Below are 20,225 nucleotides of genomic sequence, written 5' to 3'. Positions count from 1 at the left end.
TTATATTTATTTTTATTCTACTATTTGAATTTTTAATAATTCTGTATTTCCCATTCCATCAACAGCCTTAAGTTCTATAAACTCCCCAGCTTTTACATCATTAAAATCTAATGAAAAATTAAATTTATTCTTTTCCGGTCCTACAGGTGTTGAGAAATCCATATTTTTATATAGCTCTCCATTCACATAGAATTTATACCCCCATAAGTTATCAGATACATTTCCTTTTAGTGTAAGTTTGCTACCATCCATTTTAACTGTACCATCAACTAATTCTGGTTCAACTACATTTATAACAGGTTTTTCACTGTCACAATAAATTTTATATCCATGATTAATTAATACTTTGTTATCATAATCAACTGCTTTTACATTAACTATTGTTATTCCTTGTTTCAAGTTTAATTCCTTAGAGAATTTAACTACTCCATCTTCTCCAACAACTAGTGGAATTCTTTCATCATTTATTACTAATTCTTTAATAGGCCTATTCATAGTACCACTTACAACATATTTATCTTCATTTATTTCTATTTGTCCAGCCTCAAATGTTTTATCATCGAATTTTATAGCTACAGGTTCAATTTTTCCTACTGGCACCACTACTTGAGTTCCACCTAAGTTTTTAGCATAGTCAAATGCACCTATTTCTATTTGATTTAATTTATCATTAAGCAGTCCTTTTACAGTTTTATAATATGTGCCAGTTTTTTCATCATATGAAGCTTTTTGTTTTGTTGCTTCTTCATTTAATTTTCCATTTAAGAATATTGGGAAATTAGCATTTGAATTAACACCTGCAAAATCATCTGTTACTGTAAAATAAACTTTAACTGTATCATTAGCTACAGTTTCAAATTTGTTAACTTCAACATTTGGACCAACTGTATCTACTTTTACTGGCATATCTACAACTTGCTCTTTTGCATCATTGTAGTCTATTTTCATTTTAACTCTATAAGTGTAATTTCCATCTTTAACATTTTCAAAATTACCTTTTTCTTTATTAAATACTGTTCCATCCCATGCAAGTTCTGATATTGAATCTGGAATTTTGTTTGCATCTGAACTACTTATTATTTTCTTTTTGTGTTCAGTTACATTACCTATATTTCTAATAGTTTTACCATTTTCATCAAGAATTTCTGCTGATATTTTTTTAGCATTTCTCATTAAATATAATCCAGGGAAAACATCATCGTTTGCTTTATCTCCATTTGGACTTATTGCTATTTTTCCGCCCTCATATTTATTGCTACCATCTTCATTTTTACCAGTAACACCTAATATATCTTCTTGATTTTCAACATGAGTTAATGCTAGGTTTTCTACTAATACATCTTTATACTGTCCTATTTCTTTTAATACTTCAACTAAAACATGTTTATTATCATCCCATGCATTATTAGTTGTCATATTTTCTTTTGACCAATCTCCGTAGAATCCCATATATGGAACTGTTAATGAAGGTATTTTGCTATCACTTGAAGTAAGTTTAATATATCCTTCTAGATATTGTTCCTTTTCTAGTTTGCTTCCAACATTTAGTGTTACATCTACTTTAGTTTCACCTTTTGCTGGAACTGTGATTTTATCTGTACTAAATGTTAAATTAGCTTCATCACTACTTAATTCCTTATCATGAATCATTGTTCCATTAACTTTATCTTGAGTTAGTACTCCACCAAGACCTGCTATTTCGTACTTAGCTTCTTCATTTCCATGATTTTTAATATTTAAAGTAAATGTAGCTTTATCGCCTTTTATTTCCTTAAGTTCAACAGCCGCTTGACCATTATTAGTTACTGTAACTTTATTTCTCACTGCATCTTCTACTTGAGTAAGTCCTGCTCCTTGTCTTCTTGGTGAGAATGGTATATTATTATTCTTCTTATCTATTTCAACTTTAGCTGTATTCATTATTATTTGTTTTGCATAATCTATTTTTTCTCTACCTGAAAGTTCTGGGGCATACTCTTTTATTCCTTGTAATAAAAGTGTCATAACTCCAGATGTATGAGGCGCTGACATAGATGTTCCACTCATAACTCCGTGACTACCAGCATTTAAAGTTGAATAAATTTGTCCACCTGGAGCTGCTATTTGTGGCTTAAATTCAAGACTTGGTGATGGACCCCAAGATGTAAAGTCAGAGTAATCTCCTGAGTGCACATTTTCACTTAAAGCATTTTTAACTTCACCATTAAACAACACTTTATTTTGTGATTTTAATATTTTGGCACCTGTAGAATTACCTACAAACAATGCTGGTATTTTTATATTTGGATCTTGTGCCATACTTATTAAAGTTTCATCACCATCATTGTTATAGATAATAACTCCAATTGCACCCTTAGCTTGAGCATTTAATATTTTATCTATAAATGATAATCCACCTCTTTTAATAAGTGCTACTTTACCATTTACATTGCCTAATTCTTCTGGTTTTCCAATTCCACCATTCACTATTTCATAATTTTTATTATATATACTTTTGTAATCTACTTGATGTTCTGCAAAAACGCCTTCTGAAGCAAGTGTACCTTTTGCATCTTTAAATGACATTTTTTGATTAGCTACATGTGTATTTTCATAACTTGCAACCATTAAAGCATCTTTAGATGTTGCTGGATTACCTACTGTAATTTGATCATTTAATTCACCTATTCCATATGGATCTGTTGAATTTGATTCATTACCTGCTGAAACTACAACCATAACTCCAGCATCTGTTGCTCTTGTTATTGCTTCTTGCACTGGATCTACATCATTTCTAAATCCAGCTGGTGAACCTAAACTCATATTTATAACATCAGCACCTAATGCAACCGCATCATCTATTGCCGCTAATTCATCATCACTATAACAATATTTTCCTAATGGTCCATTAGAGAACACCTTCATTGCTAATAATTGTGTTTGTGGTGCTACACCTTTTATTGCATCATTATTTTCTAGTAATTTTTCATCACCATCAGCTCCAACAATACCTGCTACGTGAGCTCCATGAGGTGCTTTTGAATCTCTTAAATCTACTATTTCATTATTATTATCTGCGTAATTATATCCAAATGGAATTTTTTCTGTAAAATATGTGTCTGCATCTTTATTTGCTTTTAAAACACCACTGTCTTTTATAGTTTTTATATTATTTTCATTTAACTTTAATTTACTAATATCCTTTGGATTTGCAAAATCTTTATGTTTATAATCTATTCCTGTGTCTACTATTGCAACTACCATACCTTCGCCTTTTAAGCTATGATTTTTCCAAACATCTTCTACTTGAGTAAGTTTTTTGGCTTTATTCATATCCTCAGTGTATTTGCTAGCTTGTCTAACACTTTTTACACCATCTATTGCTTTTATATTTTCTATATCCTTTATCTTTGCATCTACACTAAAGCCATTAAAAACATTTGTATAACTATGTCTTACAGATATACCTTCAAGACTTTCAACTGATGCTCTAATAGGTGCTTGATCTGTTTCTACCATACTAGCTTCTTTGCCAGTTGCTCTTTTACCTTTTCCCACCAAATCCTGTGCAGTTTTACCTTCACACTCAACAATTAATCTTACGGAATCTTCTTGATTCTCCTTATTTTTTATAATTTGATTTTCAGGTAAATTTTCCTTGAAGTTTTTAAGTATTTTTTCCTTACTCTCAGCTGTTAATGGCATATTTAAAAGTTTGCTTGTCTCTTCTGCCTTTGCCATACTTGGAAATGATCCAACAGTAACTGATGTTAAAAGTGCTAATGACATAATTTTAGCAAATTTTTTCTTTAAACTATTATTCATATAACATATCCCCCTATTTTGTTGAAATATTCAGTTTTATTGCATGCTTTTTTATTTTATCAAACTTGTAGTATATAGGATTTCAATCTCAACGTTAAAATAATCCCTTTATCAAATGATACTAGCCATGTTACAGCTTAGTATTATATTTATATCTGTAATCAATTAACAGTTAACAATTATCAATTAACAATGATGGTGGATATCCCCGGGGATTGAAATCCCCGCTACAATGTTTTATTTGCACTTCAAATAAAATTAATATAATATTTATCCATAAAAAGTTCATCTTGGAGAATAAATTCCCCATCGTAATATTCTTACTAACCATAGTTTTGATAGTATATATAACTATTGATTTGGATATTTTATAAAATTTAGTTTTTATGAACTTCTATTTTTAGATATTAGGAACAAAGTGAGTAATATCTACCATCACTTTTCATTTTTCACTCTTACTTCTTACTTGGTTCTCAATATAAAAATAGCAATAAACTATAAGATTAGTAGTAGTACTTAATAAAGCTATTATTTTGAATTCTAGCTTGGAACCCTATCTTTACTTACAAGTTCGTATTTAACTCAATTTTTATTTGTATTCAACAACATTACTTTCTACATATTCAAATAGTATGTCACCCTCCATAACAGGTTGCACTGGACTATTTGTTACTACAATTTTTGCCCCAAAATTATCTCCAACTTTCCACATTTTTACATACTTATCTGTACTTTTTTCAGTAAATTTCTTTTGATTAGAAACATCATAATCTACAACTGTTATTTCTTCTTTGTCATAAGTTATTTTTTTTAATGATGTAACTATTTTTTTATTCTCATTTTTCTCATATTCTATAATAAAAACTTCATCTTCTTTATGATTTTCAACATTTTTTATAAAATCATCTATTAAACTCATATTTATTACTTCTTCATTGTATCCTTCTTTTACTTTTACTAAATAATTCTTAGATGCCACATTTTTCAACTCATATTCTTCCTGTTCTACTGTCCTTGGATTATTAGTAAAAGAACTTTTACCATAATAAATACCACCTATTAGTAACAGCACTATAACTCCTCCTGTTATCCAAATTAAGATTTTTTTCTTATCTTGTTCCAATGTAATTCCCCCTAAATAACAAAATGCTTATATTTTTAAGTTGTTTATTTATAAATTATTAAATAATTTATTTAATTCGCATTTACTCAATTATTTTAAGTAAAAATTTTCTTAACTAATTTATCATCATATCATATATTGTATTTATATTTTTAATTTCTATATTAAATAGATTTAAAGGCAATTATATCTAAATATTGTATTTAATTACTATATATATTTAATATATTACTCTACTTTTTTTATATACTAAATATATAAACTTTAAATTTCCTTTAATAATTCTTTAATATTAAATATCATTGTTTACAATTTTCATAAGTATATATTTTATTGCTAATTTAATTTACACTTATAAATAATGTAAATTCATCATTACTTCCTTTACATTTTCAACTAACAAATATAAAAAAATCCCCATATACCAGTAACTAAATGCTAGTAACTAAGCCTTTTAATACAATTTTAATGTAAATTGTCTTTTAAAACCTAATTCTACAAATTACTACATATGGGGATTTTACTATTTATTTAAGTTTAATTTTTTCTATTAATATTATTCTAATATTATTCACATTTTCTTTTTTTTGTTCATTGATTTATAGTAATATTCACTCTATTTTACATTAATCTTCATTGTAGTTCCGCCTAAATTATTTGCATAATCAAATCCACCAATTATTATTTCATTTTCCTTGTCTTTATCCAAGCCTGTTAGAACTTTGCTATACAAGCCTGTTTTTTCATCGTAATTTGTTTCTGATTCTGTATCTTTCATGTTTAATTGACCATTTATCATAATTGGGAATTTTGCATCTTCTCGTATTCCAGACTCATCATCGCCAGCTTTAAAGTATACTTTAACATTACCATCATCTAACTTTTCACATTTTTCAAAACTAAACCATGGTGATGAAGTATCTACCTTTACTGGTATATCTACTATTTGTTCCTTAGCATCTTCAAAGTCAATTTTCATCTTTAATCTATAAGTGTATTGTCCATTTGGTGCAGTTGTATATCTTCCTGTTGAACTCTTAAATATTTTTCCATCCCATGCTAGATCCTTCATAGGTGTTGGTATCTTTCCTTGTTCTATAGCTATCATATTTTTTCTAAAATCTTTTGCTGAACCAACACTTCTTACAACTGTTCCCTTTGAGTCTAATACTTCTGCTGTTATAGTTTTAGCATTTCTCATTAAATATATAGCTGGGAAAATTATATCATTTACTCTGTCTCCATTTGGACTTATAGATATTTTACTACCATTATAGATATTAGTTTTATCAGGATTTTGACCTGTAACACCTAGTATATTTAGAGATTCTTTACCTAATCTTCTAGTTGTACTTAATGCTAAATTTTCAACTAAAACTTTAGGATATTCACCTGAATTCTTAACTGCTTCTACAAATGGATGTTTACTCTCATCCCATGCATTATTAGTCATCATACTTTCATTATCCCATTCTCCATAAAAACCTATATATGGCATTGTTAAAGAAGGATTATTGTTCTTTTTAGAATTTAATTTTATAAATCCTTCTAAATATCTATCTTTTGATACATTATCTCCTACATTTAAAGTTACTTCTATAGTCTTTTCTTGTTTTGCTGGAACTTTTATACTATTCTTATCAAAGGATATACTAGCATCATCCTTAGAAAGTGATATATCTTTTATCATTTTTCCATGTTCATTGCTTATATCTTGTGTTAAAACACCACCTATACTCTCTAATTCATATTCAACTTCTTCATCGCCATAATTATGAATATTTAGAGTAAATTTCTTTTCTTTTCCATCTATCTCTTTAAGTTCTGCACCAGCTTTTCCGTTGCTAGTTACTATAACTTTATTTCTAACTGCATCCTCTAATTGTACAAGTCCTGCACCTTGTCTTCTTGGTGAATATGGTATATTTGTATTTTTATCTATCTTTATAGCTGAAGTATTCATCATTATATTTTTTGCATACTCTATAAGTTCTCTTCCTTGCAATTCTGGTGCATATCCTTTAATAGCTTGAATTAATAGTGCCATTGATCCAGAAACGTGAGGAGCTGACATAGATGTTCCACTCATAACTCCATGCTGACCTTGATTTAATGTTGAGTATATTTGTCCACCAGGGGCAGCTACTTGTGGTTTAAATTCTAAGCTTGGTGATGGTCCCCAAGATGTAAACTCTGAATATTGTGAACTACTTGGATTTTCACTACTACCTAATTTTGTTTCTCCATTAAAGTATATTGGATTAGATTTTAAATAATTTAAAACTTTAGTACCTACTGAATTTGATACAAATATGGCTGGTATTTTTATACTATCATCAGTTGCCATATTTATAAGTGTTTCATCATTATCTCCATTATAAATTATTACTCCAATAGCACCTTTTGATTGAGCATTCTTTATTTTATCAGTAAAACCTATTTCTCCTCTTTTTATAAGAGCTACTTTTCCTCTTACATTTTCTAATTCCTCTGTTTTTCCTAATCCACCATCTGCTATTTCCTTATCTTTATTATATATACCTTCAATATCTACTTGATGCTCTTTAAATGCTCCTTCTGCTATAACATTACCTGATTTATCTTTAAAATTTATAACCTTATCAATTATTGTACTATTTTCATAACTTGCTACCATAAGAGCATCTTTTGCTAATGCTGGATTGCTAGCTGTTATTTGATCATTTAAGGAACCTAATCCATATGGCTCTGTTGAATATCCACTATTTCCAGCTGAAACTACAACCATAACTCCTGCATTTGTAGCTCTTGTTATTGCATCTTCAACTGGATCTGAATCATTCCTAAATCCAGATGGTGCACCTAAACTCATATTTATAACATCAGCTCCTAATGCAACTGCATCATCAATAGCTGCTAGTTGATCATCTGCATAAGTATATTGTCCATTTTTGCCATTTGAAAATACTTTCATAGCAAGCAATTGAACATTTGGTGCAACTCCTTTTACAGCCTTATTATCTGATATTTTACTATCATCACCATTTGCACCAATGATTCCAGAAACATGCGCTCCATGAGGTGCTTTTGCATCTCTTGTATCAACTATGTCATTATTCTTATCTGCATAGTTATATCCAAAAGGTACTTTATCACTAAAGTAAGTTTGAGAATTTCTATCTGCCTTTAAAACACCAGACTTCTTAATTCCCTCTAACTTTTCTTTATTTAATTTTAATTTTGAAGCATCTTGTGGGCTACTAAAGTCTTCATGTTTATAATCAATTCCTGTATCTACTACAGCTACAACCATGCCTTCACCCTTTAAGCTATATTTTTGCCATACATCTTCTATTTGAGTAAGCTTTTTAGCATTGTTTATATTTTCTATATATCTTTGAACTTCTGTAACTTTTTTTACACCTGGTATTTCTTCAATTTTTGAAATATCTTCCCTTTTAACTTCTGCACTAAAGCCGTTAAAAACATTTGTATAACTATGTCTTACTTCTACACCTTCAATATTACTTACTGCATCAACAATTGGTTTTTGTGCATCTTCTATGCTTATTTTTGCTTGTTCTGTAATAGTCTTACCATCCGTACTCATCTCTTGAGCAGATTTTCCTTCTACTTCTACAATTACTCTAATAACTTCTTCTTGATTAACTTTCTCTTCAAAAGTGTTATCTAATTTTGATAAATATGAACCATAATCATTTAGTATCTTTTCTTTTGCTTCAACTGTTAAAGGCATATTTAGAAGTTTATCTACTTCCTGTGCTTTTGCAACGTTAGGAACACCACCTAATGTTAATGATGCTATAAGTGTTAATGTCATAATTTTAGAAAAAGTCTTTCTTAAATTTTTTTTCATAAATAATCCCCCTTAAATATTAACTAGAGTTTAATGCAATATATATATTGCATTAGAAATTAAGTAATACTTTTCTGCATCATTTTTCTTTAATGTTTTTTTATTTTATAGTTATATAGAAGCAACAATTTTTTAGTTGAAGTATAAATTATAAATTTATTTTATAATATACATTTTTCTCACCCCTACACAAATGAAACAAATATTTTTATTTCTGTTACAATTTATTATACTTTTTAAATAACTATATTCAATGCTTTTTTCTTGCAATTATTATATATTTTACAAATAAAAGTAATAACATTTCTTAATTGAATATTTGTCAATTTTTTTTAAGAAATATAGCTATATTAAATTGAATTTAATATTTGTTCTATTTTCTTAAATTTTTAAGATGTTTTTTTAGTAATACAATAATTTCATTTTTTTCTACTTTTCATAAACCTCAATATTTATTTTATTTAAGTAAATTTACTAAGCATAAATAATTTATTTATATATGCATATTTCTTATATTATTCAACATAAATCTTCATCTGAAAACTATTTCATTTACTTTTGCCCTAAGTATAAAACCTTTACACTTATAAACTTTATATTAATTATAAATTTAAATTTATATTATTTAACTAAATCTAAATTCAACTTTATATACTATTAAATTTACACATGAAAATTGATAAATTCACCTAAATTTACTTCATATTATTAAATATATAACACCTATATTTTATGTTTTATAATTTATTTTCGAATGTAAAAAAGTTTTTTTATCTTTTTAAATTTAAATTTACTTATATAGTAAAATAATCCTTGTTAATATTTTATTCAAATTTAGTTCTATTTTTTATTATTGTTGTATCATTTTTATATAAATCGCTCTTATTTTGTATAAGTCTATATTTTTTAGCCTGCATTGTTACATTTTTTTATACTTCTATGAATCAAAAAAAGCAAAGAACATATTTTTTAGTTCTTTGCCTTTTATATATTTAATTTATATTAAGCCTCTTTCTACTATTTCAGTTACTGCAAAACTTGCTACATCATCTGCATATTTTCCTGGACCAAATCCAGCATCATATCCAAGTTCTTTTGCAAGTTCATGAGTAATTCTTGGACCTCCACATATTAATATAACTTTGTCTCTTAATCCTTCTGCTTCTAAAAGTTCTACAAGATTTGTTAAGTTTTTAATGTGAATATCCTTTTGTGTTACTGTTTGAGATACTAATAGTACATCTGCTTTTAATTCAATTGCTTTCTTTATGAATTCTTCATTTTCAACTTGGCTTCCAAGATTATATGCTTCAATCATTCCATATCTTTCAAGTCCATAATGTCCAGCAAAACCTTTCATGTTCATAATAGCATCTATTCCAACTGTATGAGCATCAGTTCCTGTACTTGCCCCTACTATTACAACTTTTCTCTTTATGTGTTCTTTTATATATTCACTTACTTCTGCCATATCCATAGTGTCAACTTCAACAGTTTGAACATGAATTTCTTCATAGTTTACTGTATGAACTAAAGAACCATAAACTACATAAAAAGTGTATTCTTTATCTAATGGTTCATGATGTGCAACGTTAGGATTTTCAAGTCCCATTGATTTTGCAAGTTGAACAGCAGCCTCAACACCTCTTTCATCATCTTGAACTGGAAGTGTAAAACTTACTTGAACTTTACCATCATTCATTGTATCTCCATATGGTTTTAATTTAGTTAAATCAAGAGTTTTATCAAAGTCTTTATTTTCAGTTGAATATAATCCGCCACTCATTATCTTGCACCTCCTAACATTAATTCTATGAATGGGTTAAAGTATTGTTCATCTTTTTCAACAACACCTTGAAGTCCCTTTCCTCCATTAAGAGGTCTTTTTATGCCTGCAAATTTTCCTTGTTCTATTGTACTAAATAGTCCTTCTTTTTCTATTTCATGTAATAAATCTGCTGCTTTAGTTAATACTTCTGCAGCTCTCTTATCCATTATTCCGCCATCTTTAAATCTTATTTCATCGCCTAAATCTTTCATTGTATTAAAAATATATTGAGCATTTTCTATTGATAAAGCTCTATCACTCATAAATGGAGTGTGTATTGCTTCTGTTAACATTCCAAGTAAGTGAAGTTTTTGTCCTGTTAGTATAGTAACTATGTTAAATAAAGCATCTTGAACATGACCTTTAAATATATTACCAGTCATAAATTTAGTTGGTGGCATATATTTTAATGGTGCTTTAGGGAATATTTCTCTTGCCATTTGTGCTTGAGCAAGTTCATATAAGAATCCATTTTCAACATTTGGATTTATTTCAAAAGCATGTCCAAGTCCCATTTGTTCTTCTGGAAGTCCAGCAAATAATGCAAATTGTTCATTTATAAATTGTGAAGCTAAAACTGTATGTGCTTCTTCAACTGCATCTGCTGTTGTTAGGTAGTTATCTTCTCCTGTATTTATTATAACTCCTGCATATCCATTTATTATTCTTGAGAAGTATTGGTCTACTATTGTTCTTTGCATATTTATATCTCTAAATAATATTCCATACAATGCATCATTAAGCATTACATCAAGTCTTTCTAATGCTCCCATTGCTGCAATTTCAGGCATACAAAGTCCAGAACAATAGTTACATAATCTTATGTATCTTCCAAGCTCTTCACCAACTTCATCTAGTGCTTCTCTCATAAGTCTAAAGTTTTCTTGTGTTGCAAATGTTCCTCCGAAACCTTCAGTTGTAATTCCATATGGAACATAGTCTAAAAGACTTTGTCCTGTTGTTCTTATAACTGCTATGATATCTGCACCTTGTTTTGCGGCTGCCCTTGCTTGTGTTATATCTTCATATATATTTCCTGTTGCTACTATTACATATAAATAAGGACCCTTTTTATCTCCAAACTCATCTAAATAAGTTTCTCTTTTTCCTCTATTAACTTTTATTTTTTCAACATATTCCTTAGCAACTTTATTTATCTCCATTTTAACTTCAAAGTCATCATGCATAGGTATTTTAGTTAAATCCAATTCACCTTTTGAAACTTTTTCAGCGATTTTTTGTGGAGTAAGACCAGTTTCAATCATAGCATTACCTATAAATCTAGCTGCTCCTATTCCTAATCCATTATTATTTTTTATATTATCAACAACTACATTTGGTAGTGGTACTCCAAACTCGTCTACATTGTCTATTCCTAAAAGTCTACAAACAGTTCTCTCAACTGCAACTGTTGTATGTCTATCTATAAACTCTTGAGTCTCTTTTGCTATGTTTCTAGCTGATTCCCTAGCGCTATTAACAAGAGCTTGATCTAAACTTAATTTACTTTCCATCATGCCATACCCCCTACTTTAATTTAACAGATAATAGATAATAAAAACTAAATAATTAATATAAAAAAACAAACCTAATTTCCATTTAATCTTAAAATTTTTACCTAACATTTTAATACTCTAATCTATCTTTACACATTTACTTAAACTAAATGTTAATCTTGTTTATTTTTTTAATATATATCACTTAATTTAAATCATCTATTATCTATAAATAATCTATTTAAAATAACCCCTACAAGAAGATAACTTATATCTTTTATCTTTCTTGAATTTTTAAAGCTTTTAGTCACTATATATAGTATAATTCTATATTTGTCACTTTTTATAAACTTATTAATGTGTTCTACTTATAATACTCTTTAGCTATGTCTACAATTTCATTATCTAACCCTAAAAGCATAGCTATATTAAGCGCATCCTTAGGAACTTTGTTTTCCCTGGATACTTTTTCTATTCTATATTCCATGTGTTCTTGTATTATTTCTACTGATTTAGTTTTATTTAAATCAATTTTAAACTTTAAATTATTAAAGTTCATATTTTTAAGTCCTACAACTTGGTAATGTTCCATATTTTCTTCAACTACACCATCATAATGTGTTGAAATTAAGCTTATGCTATTCATTTTATTTAAATATAGTGCTACTGATTTTACTAAATAAAATCCTTCTTTAGGATTTGTCCCTCTTGCAAATTCATCCAAGGCTATAAACCCATCACCTCGTTTTGCACACTCAACAACTTCCTTTAGCTTTATAATTTCAGCTCCAAAAGTACTTAATCCCTTTGAAATTGACTGCATATCATCTGATATAAAATGTATAAAATCCAAAATTGGAAAACATGCCTCCTTTGCAAAGACGAAAAATCCCATTTGACCTAATAATAAATTTAAAACTATAGTTTTTAGAGTAACACTTTTTCCACCCATGTTAGCTCCAGTTATCACCGTAGTCCCTTTCTTTAAATCTATAGTTTGACTAGTAAAAACTTTATTCTGTTTTGACAATATAGATTTAACTTCTGGATTGAATGCATCTACAAACTTAATCTCCATATTATTTATTATTTTAGGCCTAACCGCATTATATTTAATTGCCATCATAGCTTTAGCTATAATAAAATCTAGTTTTCCTATGCATTCCATGTTTTTTAAAATAGACTTCCCATAGTTACAAATTTTTGATGTTAGAGTTCTTCTTATTTTTAATTCTTCATTTTCTTCTTCTATAACTATAAGTAACCTATCTTCTTTTAATCTAGCTATTGTCTCTTCATCAGAAGATCCAAATATTCTTTTTTCTATTTCACTTTTTCTTTTTCTTATATCTTTTAATTCTTCTGAATAACTGTCGTATATATAAAATGTTGATAATCTTTTATTGTCTGGATCCAAAATCTCCAAAACATCATTTAATTGGTCAAGATTTAATTCTTCGATTCCTAAATTCAAACTATCAACTATGATTTTTAAATCTTCAACTATCATTGAAAAATATTTTATTTCATATAATTCAACTTCATCTAAAACTTCATTATTCATAGCTCTTTTAATTGAATTTTTGATGTCTTTAACTCTCATTAATAGTCTTGATATCTTTTTAAAATCATTGTCATTATTTTTTATAGAATTAATAACTTTCTCTAAATTATCAAAGCCTTCTATTAAAATATCTTTTTCACATCTTTTATAGGTTTTTATTTTTTTCTTTTCTTCTATTCCATAAAAAGTTATGGTTTGAAGTTCTTCCATAAGGAAATTAAAGCCTATTTGACTTCTTTGCTCATTATCTAAAAACTTCATAACTATATACCTCCAACTACATCAAAAACTGGTATATCAATTTTTTCTTTCAAGGCTTTTACAAATTTAACCTTATCAAATTCATACCCATATGGCGACTTTGGATTTGTAGTAACACATAGAACTTTTATTGATTTTAAAACTTTGATACATCCACCCTGCTTTGTAAATTTATATAACGTTTCCTTTGATATAAACAGTTTTGTTCCATCTTCACAAAGAAAAGTAACATTTTTATACATAGGTGTTAATTTCATAATATCTTCTATTAAGCTTTCAGTAAAAACGCCTTTTATACATACATACACTGAATTTTCGTCTAAAAGCGATACAATTTCCTTAGCTGCATCTAAGGATGTTTTAACATCTAAAGTTTTAAAACTTAAGTCCTTATATATAACACCAACTCTTACATTTTTTAGCTCTTCCTCACATATTCTTAAAACTTCCTTATCTGTTTCATGGGGCAAACTCAAAAGTTTTACCGTATGTGCTGTTTCTTCTACAACATTTAACATGCTTCTTGAAAGTGCTGCACCAGTAGATAAAATAGTAGCTTTTGTTATTGTGGGAGATGCAAAAGTCTTTCTATTTAATGCGCCGTCAACAATTACAAGATTACACCCTAAGTTTAGAAGTTCATTTTTTATATCAGCCATATAAGAGTTTACTGAAGGACCACCTAAGTCAACATATCCATCACTTAAAGCTCTACATATAACAATTTCTCCCATTGGAGTATTAATATTAGTAGTTTTTAGAATTTCCTTTGTAATATCACTATTAAGTAAACATTCTTTAGCTGTTGCTATAATTGTGTTTTTCTCAATATATATTCGTGGTTTTTCAGTTGCTGTTACTCTGTCCAGTTCTTCTCCATCTCGCCCTATTGAAGTAAGCCCTAGGGAATATTTTCCCCTAGACTTATTCAATATTTCATTTAATGTAGTGGTCTTACCTACATTTTTATTCATGCCGATAATGGATAAACTATCATAGTCTTTAATTAAGTCTAAAATCTCCATATTTTAAAGCAGAATAAATTATTCTGTAGCTTCTATTTTTCCTTTACCGCTGCAGCTTCACAGCATGAACCACATTCTAAGCTGCAATTGCTGTGTCTTTTATTTCTTTCAAGACCAACTGGTTCCATAGCCATTGCTTGTCCGTTTAATAATCCAGCAACTCCAACTTTATGAACCTCTTTTTCACCTCTACAAACTTCACAGTGACAATCTGATACATATTCTGTTGGTTGTGTATAAGTTGTTATAACACCTTCAAAGTTTCTTAAGATTACTTTTTCTGGGCTTTCAGATATAACATAGTTTGGCATAACTGGAGTTTTTCCACCGCCACCAGGAGCATCAACAACAAATGTTGGTATGCAGAATCCTGAAGTATGTCCTCTTAAGCCTTCTATTATTTCTATTCCTTTAGATACTGGTGTTCTAAAGTGTTCTAATCCCATTGATAAATCACATTGGTAAATATAGTATGGTCTTACTCTTATCTTAACTAATTCATTAACTAATTTTTTCATTACATGTACGCAATCATTAACGCCTCTTAATAAAACACTTTGGTTTCCTAATGAAATTCCTGCATCAGCAAGCATTGCACATGCTCTTGAAGATTCTTCTGTTATTTCATTTGGATGATTAAAGTGAGTGTTTAACCATACTGGATGATATTTTTTAAGCATTCCTACAAGTTCTGGAGTAATTCTTTGTGGTAAAACTACTGGAGTTCTTGAACCAAGTCTTACTATTTCAACATGAGGAATCTCTCTTAATTTTTTAATGATATACTCTAAAACATCATCATCAACTAATAAACAATCTCCACCAGATAATAAAACATCTCTAACTTCAGGTGTATTTCTTATATACTCGATAGCTTTATCAATTCTTTCCATTGGCATAGCATTATCGCTTTGTCCTGCAAATCTTCTTCTTGTGCAGTGTCTGCAGTACATTGAACACATATCAGTTATTAATAATAATACTCTGTCTGGATATCTATGTGTTAATCCTGGAACTGGTGAATCTGTATCTTCGTGTAGTGGATCCTCTAAATCAGCACTAGCTTTATGTAATTCCAACGCTGTTGGTATTGCTTGTTTTCTGATTGGATCATGTGGATCATTTGGATCTATTAATGATAGATAATAAGGAGTTATAGCCATTCTTAATGTTTTTAAACATTGTCTAGCTCCTTCTTCTTCTTCTTCAGTTAAAGGTATATATTTTTTTAATTCTTCAACTGTTTCTATTCTATTTTTAACTTGCCATCTCCAGTCATTCCATTGTGCGTCCGTAACATCTTTAAATAATTCAGCTCTTCTATTTACCATGATTTTTGTACCCCCGTTTTTAACTAAAATTTACATATCCCCGTTTTTTAGTTTTTTATATTAATTAGCATATAGCTCTTTAAACATATTTCTTAAATTTTCATTTTCTCTTAATTCTTGTAATGTTATTTCTGCATGACCTTTAGTGTATCCATTACCAACCATCATAGTTACATCTTTGCCTACACCTTCAGCTCCTAATGCAGCTTTTGCAAAACCTGTTGCCATTGAGAAGAAGTAAACAGTTCCTTCATCTCTAACTGGAAGTATTGTTGACATTTCAGTATTTTGTACATTTACGCAGTTAAATGATACATCAACTTCTTTTCCATTATTATTAGCTAATGCTTTTTCCATTACATCAACTGGTTTTGTTGCATCGCCTATAACTATTTTTAATGTTGGACCGAAAGCTAATTTTTCAAGTCTAGCTGCTTCTTTTTCATCTCTAACTATTGCTATTACTGTTCCTGTTGGTCCTACTCTTTTAACAGCTTCATAACAACAAAGCATTCCTGATTTTCCTGCTCCACCTAGTATTAATACACTTTCACATGGTTTTACAAGTTTAGCAACTTGAGCTGGTGCTCCTGCTACGTCTAATGCAGCTAATGCTAATGTTTCTTCCATATCATTTGGAAGTTTTGCATATATTCCACTTTCAAATAAAACAGCTTTTCCTTTTATAGCAACTCTATCTATTTCTGGTTTTATGTCTATAATTTCATCTATTCTTAATGGTGTTAATGATAATGAAACTAAAGTAGCTATTTTATCTCCAACTTTTAAATCTATGTTTCCTTCTAATGCTTCACCTATTTTTTCAATAGTTCCTATTAACATTCCGCCTGAACCTGTAACTGGGTTTTGCATTTTTCCTCTTTCAGAAACAATTTCTATTATTTTAGCTTTTACTTTTTCTATATCATGTCCTGCTTCTTCTTCTATTTGAGTAAAACTTGCAGAATCAATATTTAATGCTTGAACATCTATTAATATTTCATTATCATAGATATTCATATCATTATCTACTTTTATTGCTGGTTGTGGTAAAACACCTTTTGGTTCTATAACTCTGTGTGTGCCGTATTTACATCCTTTTTTCATAACTGTACCCCTTTCAAATCTCTGTTACATTTTTTTCTAATTATCTTCACATAACATAAAATATATCCGTAATTTATACAAAATAATTCTAAATAAAAGTTTTTAATTTCTCATATAGTTCAAAATAATCTAATGGTTTATTAAATTTTTAATATTTATCCCCTAATATTAAATTTAATAACATCTCCAATTAAACTTTTGCTCTATATAAGTCCTAGTATTTCTCTTGCTTCCTTAGGTGTTGCTATTTCTCTTCCTAATTCTTTTGCAATTTTAGCTACTTTTTCAACTAATACTGCATTAGACTCAGCTAAAACACCTTTAGAAATATACACATTATCCTCAAATCCAACTCTAACGTGTCCCCCTGCTAAAATTGACATTGTAGCTAATGTAAATTCATTTCTTCCAATTCCTGAAACAGTATAAGTATTTCCACATGGAATACTATCTTTCATGAACAAGAAATCTCTCATATCTGCACTAATTCCACCATTAACTCCCATTACAAAGTTAAAATGCATTGGTTTCTTTATAAAGCCTTTTTTCTCAAGTCTTATAGCCATGTCTATCATGCCCTTATCAAAAACTTCAATTTCTGGCTTAACATTAAGTTCTATCATTTTAGTTCCAAATTCTTTAATTGTATTTTCTGTGTTAACAAATATTTCGTCTCCACCAAAATTACAAGTTCCACAATCTAAAGTTGCCATCTCTGGTTTTAAATCAACTGGTTGAAGTCTTTCTGCATTTGACATCCCTACAGCCCCACCTGTAGATGGTTGTACTATTACATCACCACAACGCTTTTTAATTTCCTTCATGCAAGCTTCAAATCTATCCTTACTTTGTGTTGGTGTTCCATCATCTTCTCTAACATGAAGATGAATTACACTTGCACCAGCTTTATATGCTTTATATGCTTCTTCACCTATTTCTTCAACAGTATAAGGAACATTTGGATTATTTTCTTTAGTTACCTCTGCACCGCATATAGCTGCAGTTATAATTAATTTTTCCATAACTTTCCCCTTTTCTATTTCAAATTAATTATATTGTTAAAAATTTAACAAATCCATCTTAAATTATTATTCTATTTATTAGCTCTACTTTATAAAATGTTAATAAAAAGAATTTTTTTCTATAAGTTCTATTGATTTTGTCTTGGTATATTGTATTTATAACTTGATTTTTATAATATGCAAAATAAGCTGTAATTTTAAAATTTGATTTTATTTCTAGAGTCTATTTTCTTTTTTTATCTTTTGGTACTACACAAGTACCACTTGCTCTACAAACAACTATTGGTTCTTCTAATACATCACAAGCTGAATCGTTTACGTCTGGTCTTGGAACTATAACTTTTCTAGCTTCAAAAACCATTTTCCTTGAAGTATTTCCTACTTTTACGATTTCTCCAACAGCTTCGATATAATCCCCTGCATAAACTGGTGCTAAAAATTCTACGCTATCATAAGCTTTGAATAATCCCTCATCACCATCATTTTGGATTAATAATTCTGTTGCTACATCTCCAAATAATTGTAACATACGTGCTCCATCAACTAAGTTTCCACCGTAATGAGCATCATGTGCACTCATTCTTAATCTAATTAAAGATTTCATTAGTATCCCCTCCCCTATTGGTATTTCTAATTTTGGTCATAAAAAAAGATACTGAAATTTTCAGCACCTACGCATATAGAGTATTATGTTTTATCAATTAAACATTAAGCTTCTTAATACTCTATGAATGTAATGAAAATTTCTTAAACTCACTACATAAACAGCGCATCATAAAAAAACTTATGACAGTGATAGAAATATTCCTCTCTACCCCCAAGAATATGTTCAAGGCCAAACATACTCTTTCGGCAAATAATCCCTTCATAAAATACCGTCAGGTGTCCCCTTACCTTTCACATGTACTTACTATCCTATTATTTGCTCCTCTATTCATGTTTAATATTTGCTTATATTTTGCTTATACACAGAAGCATTTTCGGCTTCCTAAATATATTATAATATCCATTTTTTTAAAAATCAACAACGTTTTCAGAAAATTTTATTTTATTTTGATAATTCATAATTTAAGTAAAATCCCATTAGAAAATACGACAAAATATTACTTATAATTACTTATTTGTAATTATATTTATATAACTTTCAAAATCATATTTTATTTCATCTTAAATTTTAAAAATACTATTCTTCTAATTGACATCAATTATCATTTTTCATGTTTAAATAAAATTCCATTGTCAATATTTATAAATAAGTATAAATATAAAAAGGAGCGATTGTTTTGTCACGTCAAGCAAGAGTAACAGATTTAAATGGAATATATCATATAGTAATCCATGAATCAAAATCAAAACCATTATTTCCATCAGAATCAGATAAAGAAATGATGATGGAAAAAATAAGAGAAAGTCAAATAAAATATCAATTTAAAATCTATGCATATTGTTTAATGGACACCCATGCACACTTCATAATAGACTCCAATGGAGAAAAAATCAGCACAATAATGAAAAGTATAGGACTTAGGTATGTAAAATACTATAATCCTAAATATGACACAAACGGACCACTACTAAAAGAAAGATTTTTTAGTGAACTAATAAACACTGATGAATACTTACTAAAAGCATCACTATACATACATGCTAACCCAAAAGATATATTTGGCTATAGTGAAATGCCTGAAACATACCGATTTTCAAGCATGCGTTGTTACCTCGGAAATGAAGATGAATTTGGAATACTAGACACAGACTTTATACTAAGTATATTATCAATAAACTCTAGATATGCAGTAGAATCATAC

The 20,225-nt window shown here is 28.8% G+C and carries 12 protein-coding genes and 1 riboswitch; of the genes, 1 reads left to right on the top strand and 11 read right to left on the bottom strand.

Going from position 1 to position 20,225, the window contains the following annotated elements; all coding sequences use genetic code 11:
• Positions 1-12 precede the first annotated feature (12 nt).
• The 11 genes from AC07E4_RS13210 to kal all read right to left on the bottom strand — a co-directional run bounded on the left by AC07E4_RS13210 (position 13) and on the right by kal (position 19,021).
• Entirely contained in the window at positions 13-3,804 is a 3,792-nt protein-coding gene (locus tag AC07E4_RS13210) for a S8 family serine peptidase (RefSeq protein ID WP_478216630.1), read from the bottom strand.
• Between the two features lie 589 nt (positions 3,805-4,393).
• Positions 4,394-4,927: a hypothetical protein gene (locus tag AC07E4_RS13205; RefSeq protein WP_430830062.1), complete on the bottom strand. Its 534-nt coding sequence runs from the start codon at positions 4,925-4,927 to the stop codon at positions 4,394-4,396.
• Positions 4,928-5,543: 616 nt separating this feature from the next.
• Positions 5,544-8,783 (bottom strand): S8 family serine peptidase, encoded by a 3,240-nt coding sequence (locus AC07E4_RS13200; RefSeq protein WP_478216629.1) that lies wholly within the window; start codon positions 8,781-8,783, stop codon positions 5,544-5,546.
• A 997-nt stretch (positions 8,784-9,780) separates the two neighbouring features.
• A complete protein-coding gene (gene kamE, locus AC07E4_RS13195) occupies positions 9,781-10,569 on the bottom strand; it encodes a lysine 5,6-aminomutase subunit beta (protein WP_040330787.1) in 789 nt (262 codons plus the stop codon).
• Positions 10,569-12,125, bottom strand: a complete 1,557-nt coding sequence (gene kamD / locus AC07E4_RS13190; protein ID WP_478216767.1) for a lysine 5,6-aminomutase subunit alpha — start codon at positions 12,123-12,125, stop codon at positions 10,569-10,571. The genes kamE and kamD overlap by 1 nt, the downstream gene beginning before the upstream one ends.
• Positions 12,126-12,471: 346 nt before the next feature.
• The gene (gene kamC, locus AC07E4_RS13185) at positions 12,472-13,932 is read right to left on the bottom strand and encodes a lysine 5,6-aminomutase reactivase ATPase KamC (protein ID WP_478216628.1); all 1,461 of its coding nucleotides are present in this window, start codon (positions 13,930-13,932) and stop codon (positions 12,472-12,474) included.
• Positions 13,933-13,934: 2 nt separating this feature from the next.
• Complete coding sequence (gene kamB / locus AC07E4_RS13180) at positions 13,935-14,957, bottom strand: lysine 5,6-aminomutase reactivase subunit KamB (RefSeq protein WP_430830066.1); 1,023 nt, start codon at positions 14,955-14,957, stop codon at positions 13,935-13,937.
• Between the two features lie 32 nt (positions 14,958-14,989).
• Complete coding sequence (gene kamA / locus AC07E4_RS13175) at positions 14,990-16,288, bottom strand: lysine 2,3-aminomutase (protein WP_478216627.1); 1,299 nt, start codon at positions 16,286-16,288, stop codon at positions 14,990-14,992.
• 60 nt (positions 16,289-16,348) lie between these two features.
• Positions 16,349-17,395: an L-erythro-3,5-diaminohexanoate dehydrogenase gene (gene kdd, locus AC07E4_RS13170; protein WP_430830068.1), complete on the bottom strand. Its 1,047-nt coding sequence runs from the start codon at positions 17,393-17,395 to the stop codon at positions 16,349-16,351.
• 203 nt (positions 17,396-17,598) lie between these two features.
• Entirely contained in the window at positions 17,599-18,417 is an 819-nt protein-coding gene (gene kce, locus AC07E4_RS13165) for a 3-keto-5-aminohexanoate cleavage enzyme (RefSeq protein ID WP_478216626.1), read from the bottom strand.
• Positions 18,418-18,640: 223 nt separating this feature from the next.
• Complete coding sequence (gene kal, locus AC07E4_RS13160) at positions 18,641-19,021, bottom strand: 3-aminobutyryl-CoA ammonia lyase (RefSeq protein ID WP_040330779.1); 381 nt, start codon at positions 19,019-19,021, stop codon at positions 18,641-18,643.
• Between the two features lie 153 nt (positions 19,022-19,174).
• Positions 19,175-19,358: riboswitch (Lysine riboswitch) on the bottom strand.
• A 342-nt stretch (positions 19,359-19,700) separates the two neighbouring features.
• On the opposite strand from kal, the gene AC07E4_RS13155 reads away from it, so the two are divergent.
• Positions 19,701-20,225, top strand: a 525-nt coding sequence (locus AC07E4_RS13155) for a transposase (protein ID WP_478216625.1), incomplete at its 3' end; no start/stop codon positions are given.

The sequence above is a fragment of the Clostridium amazonense genome, assembly GCF_056431285.1.
This window is presented reverse-complemented; position numbering and strand designations above follow the sequence as displayed.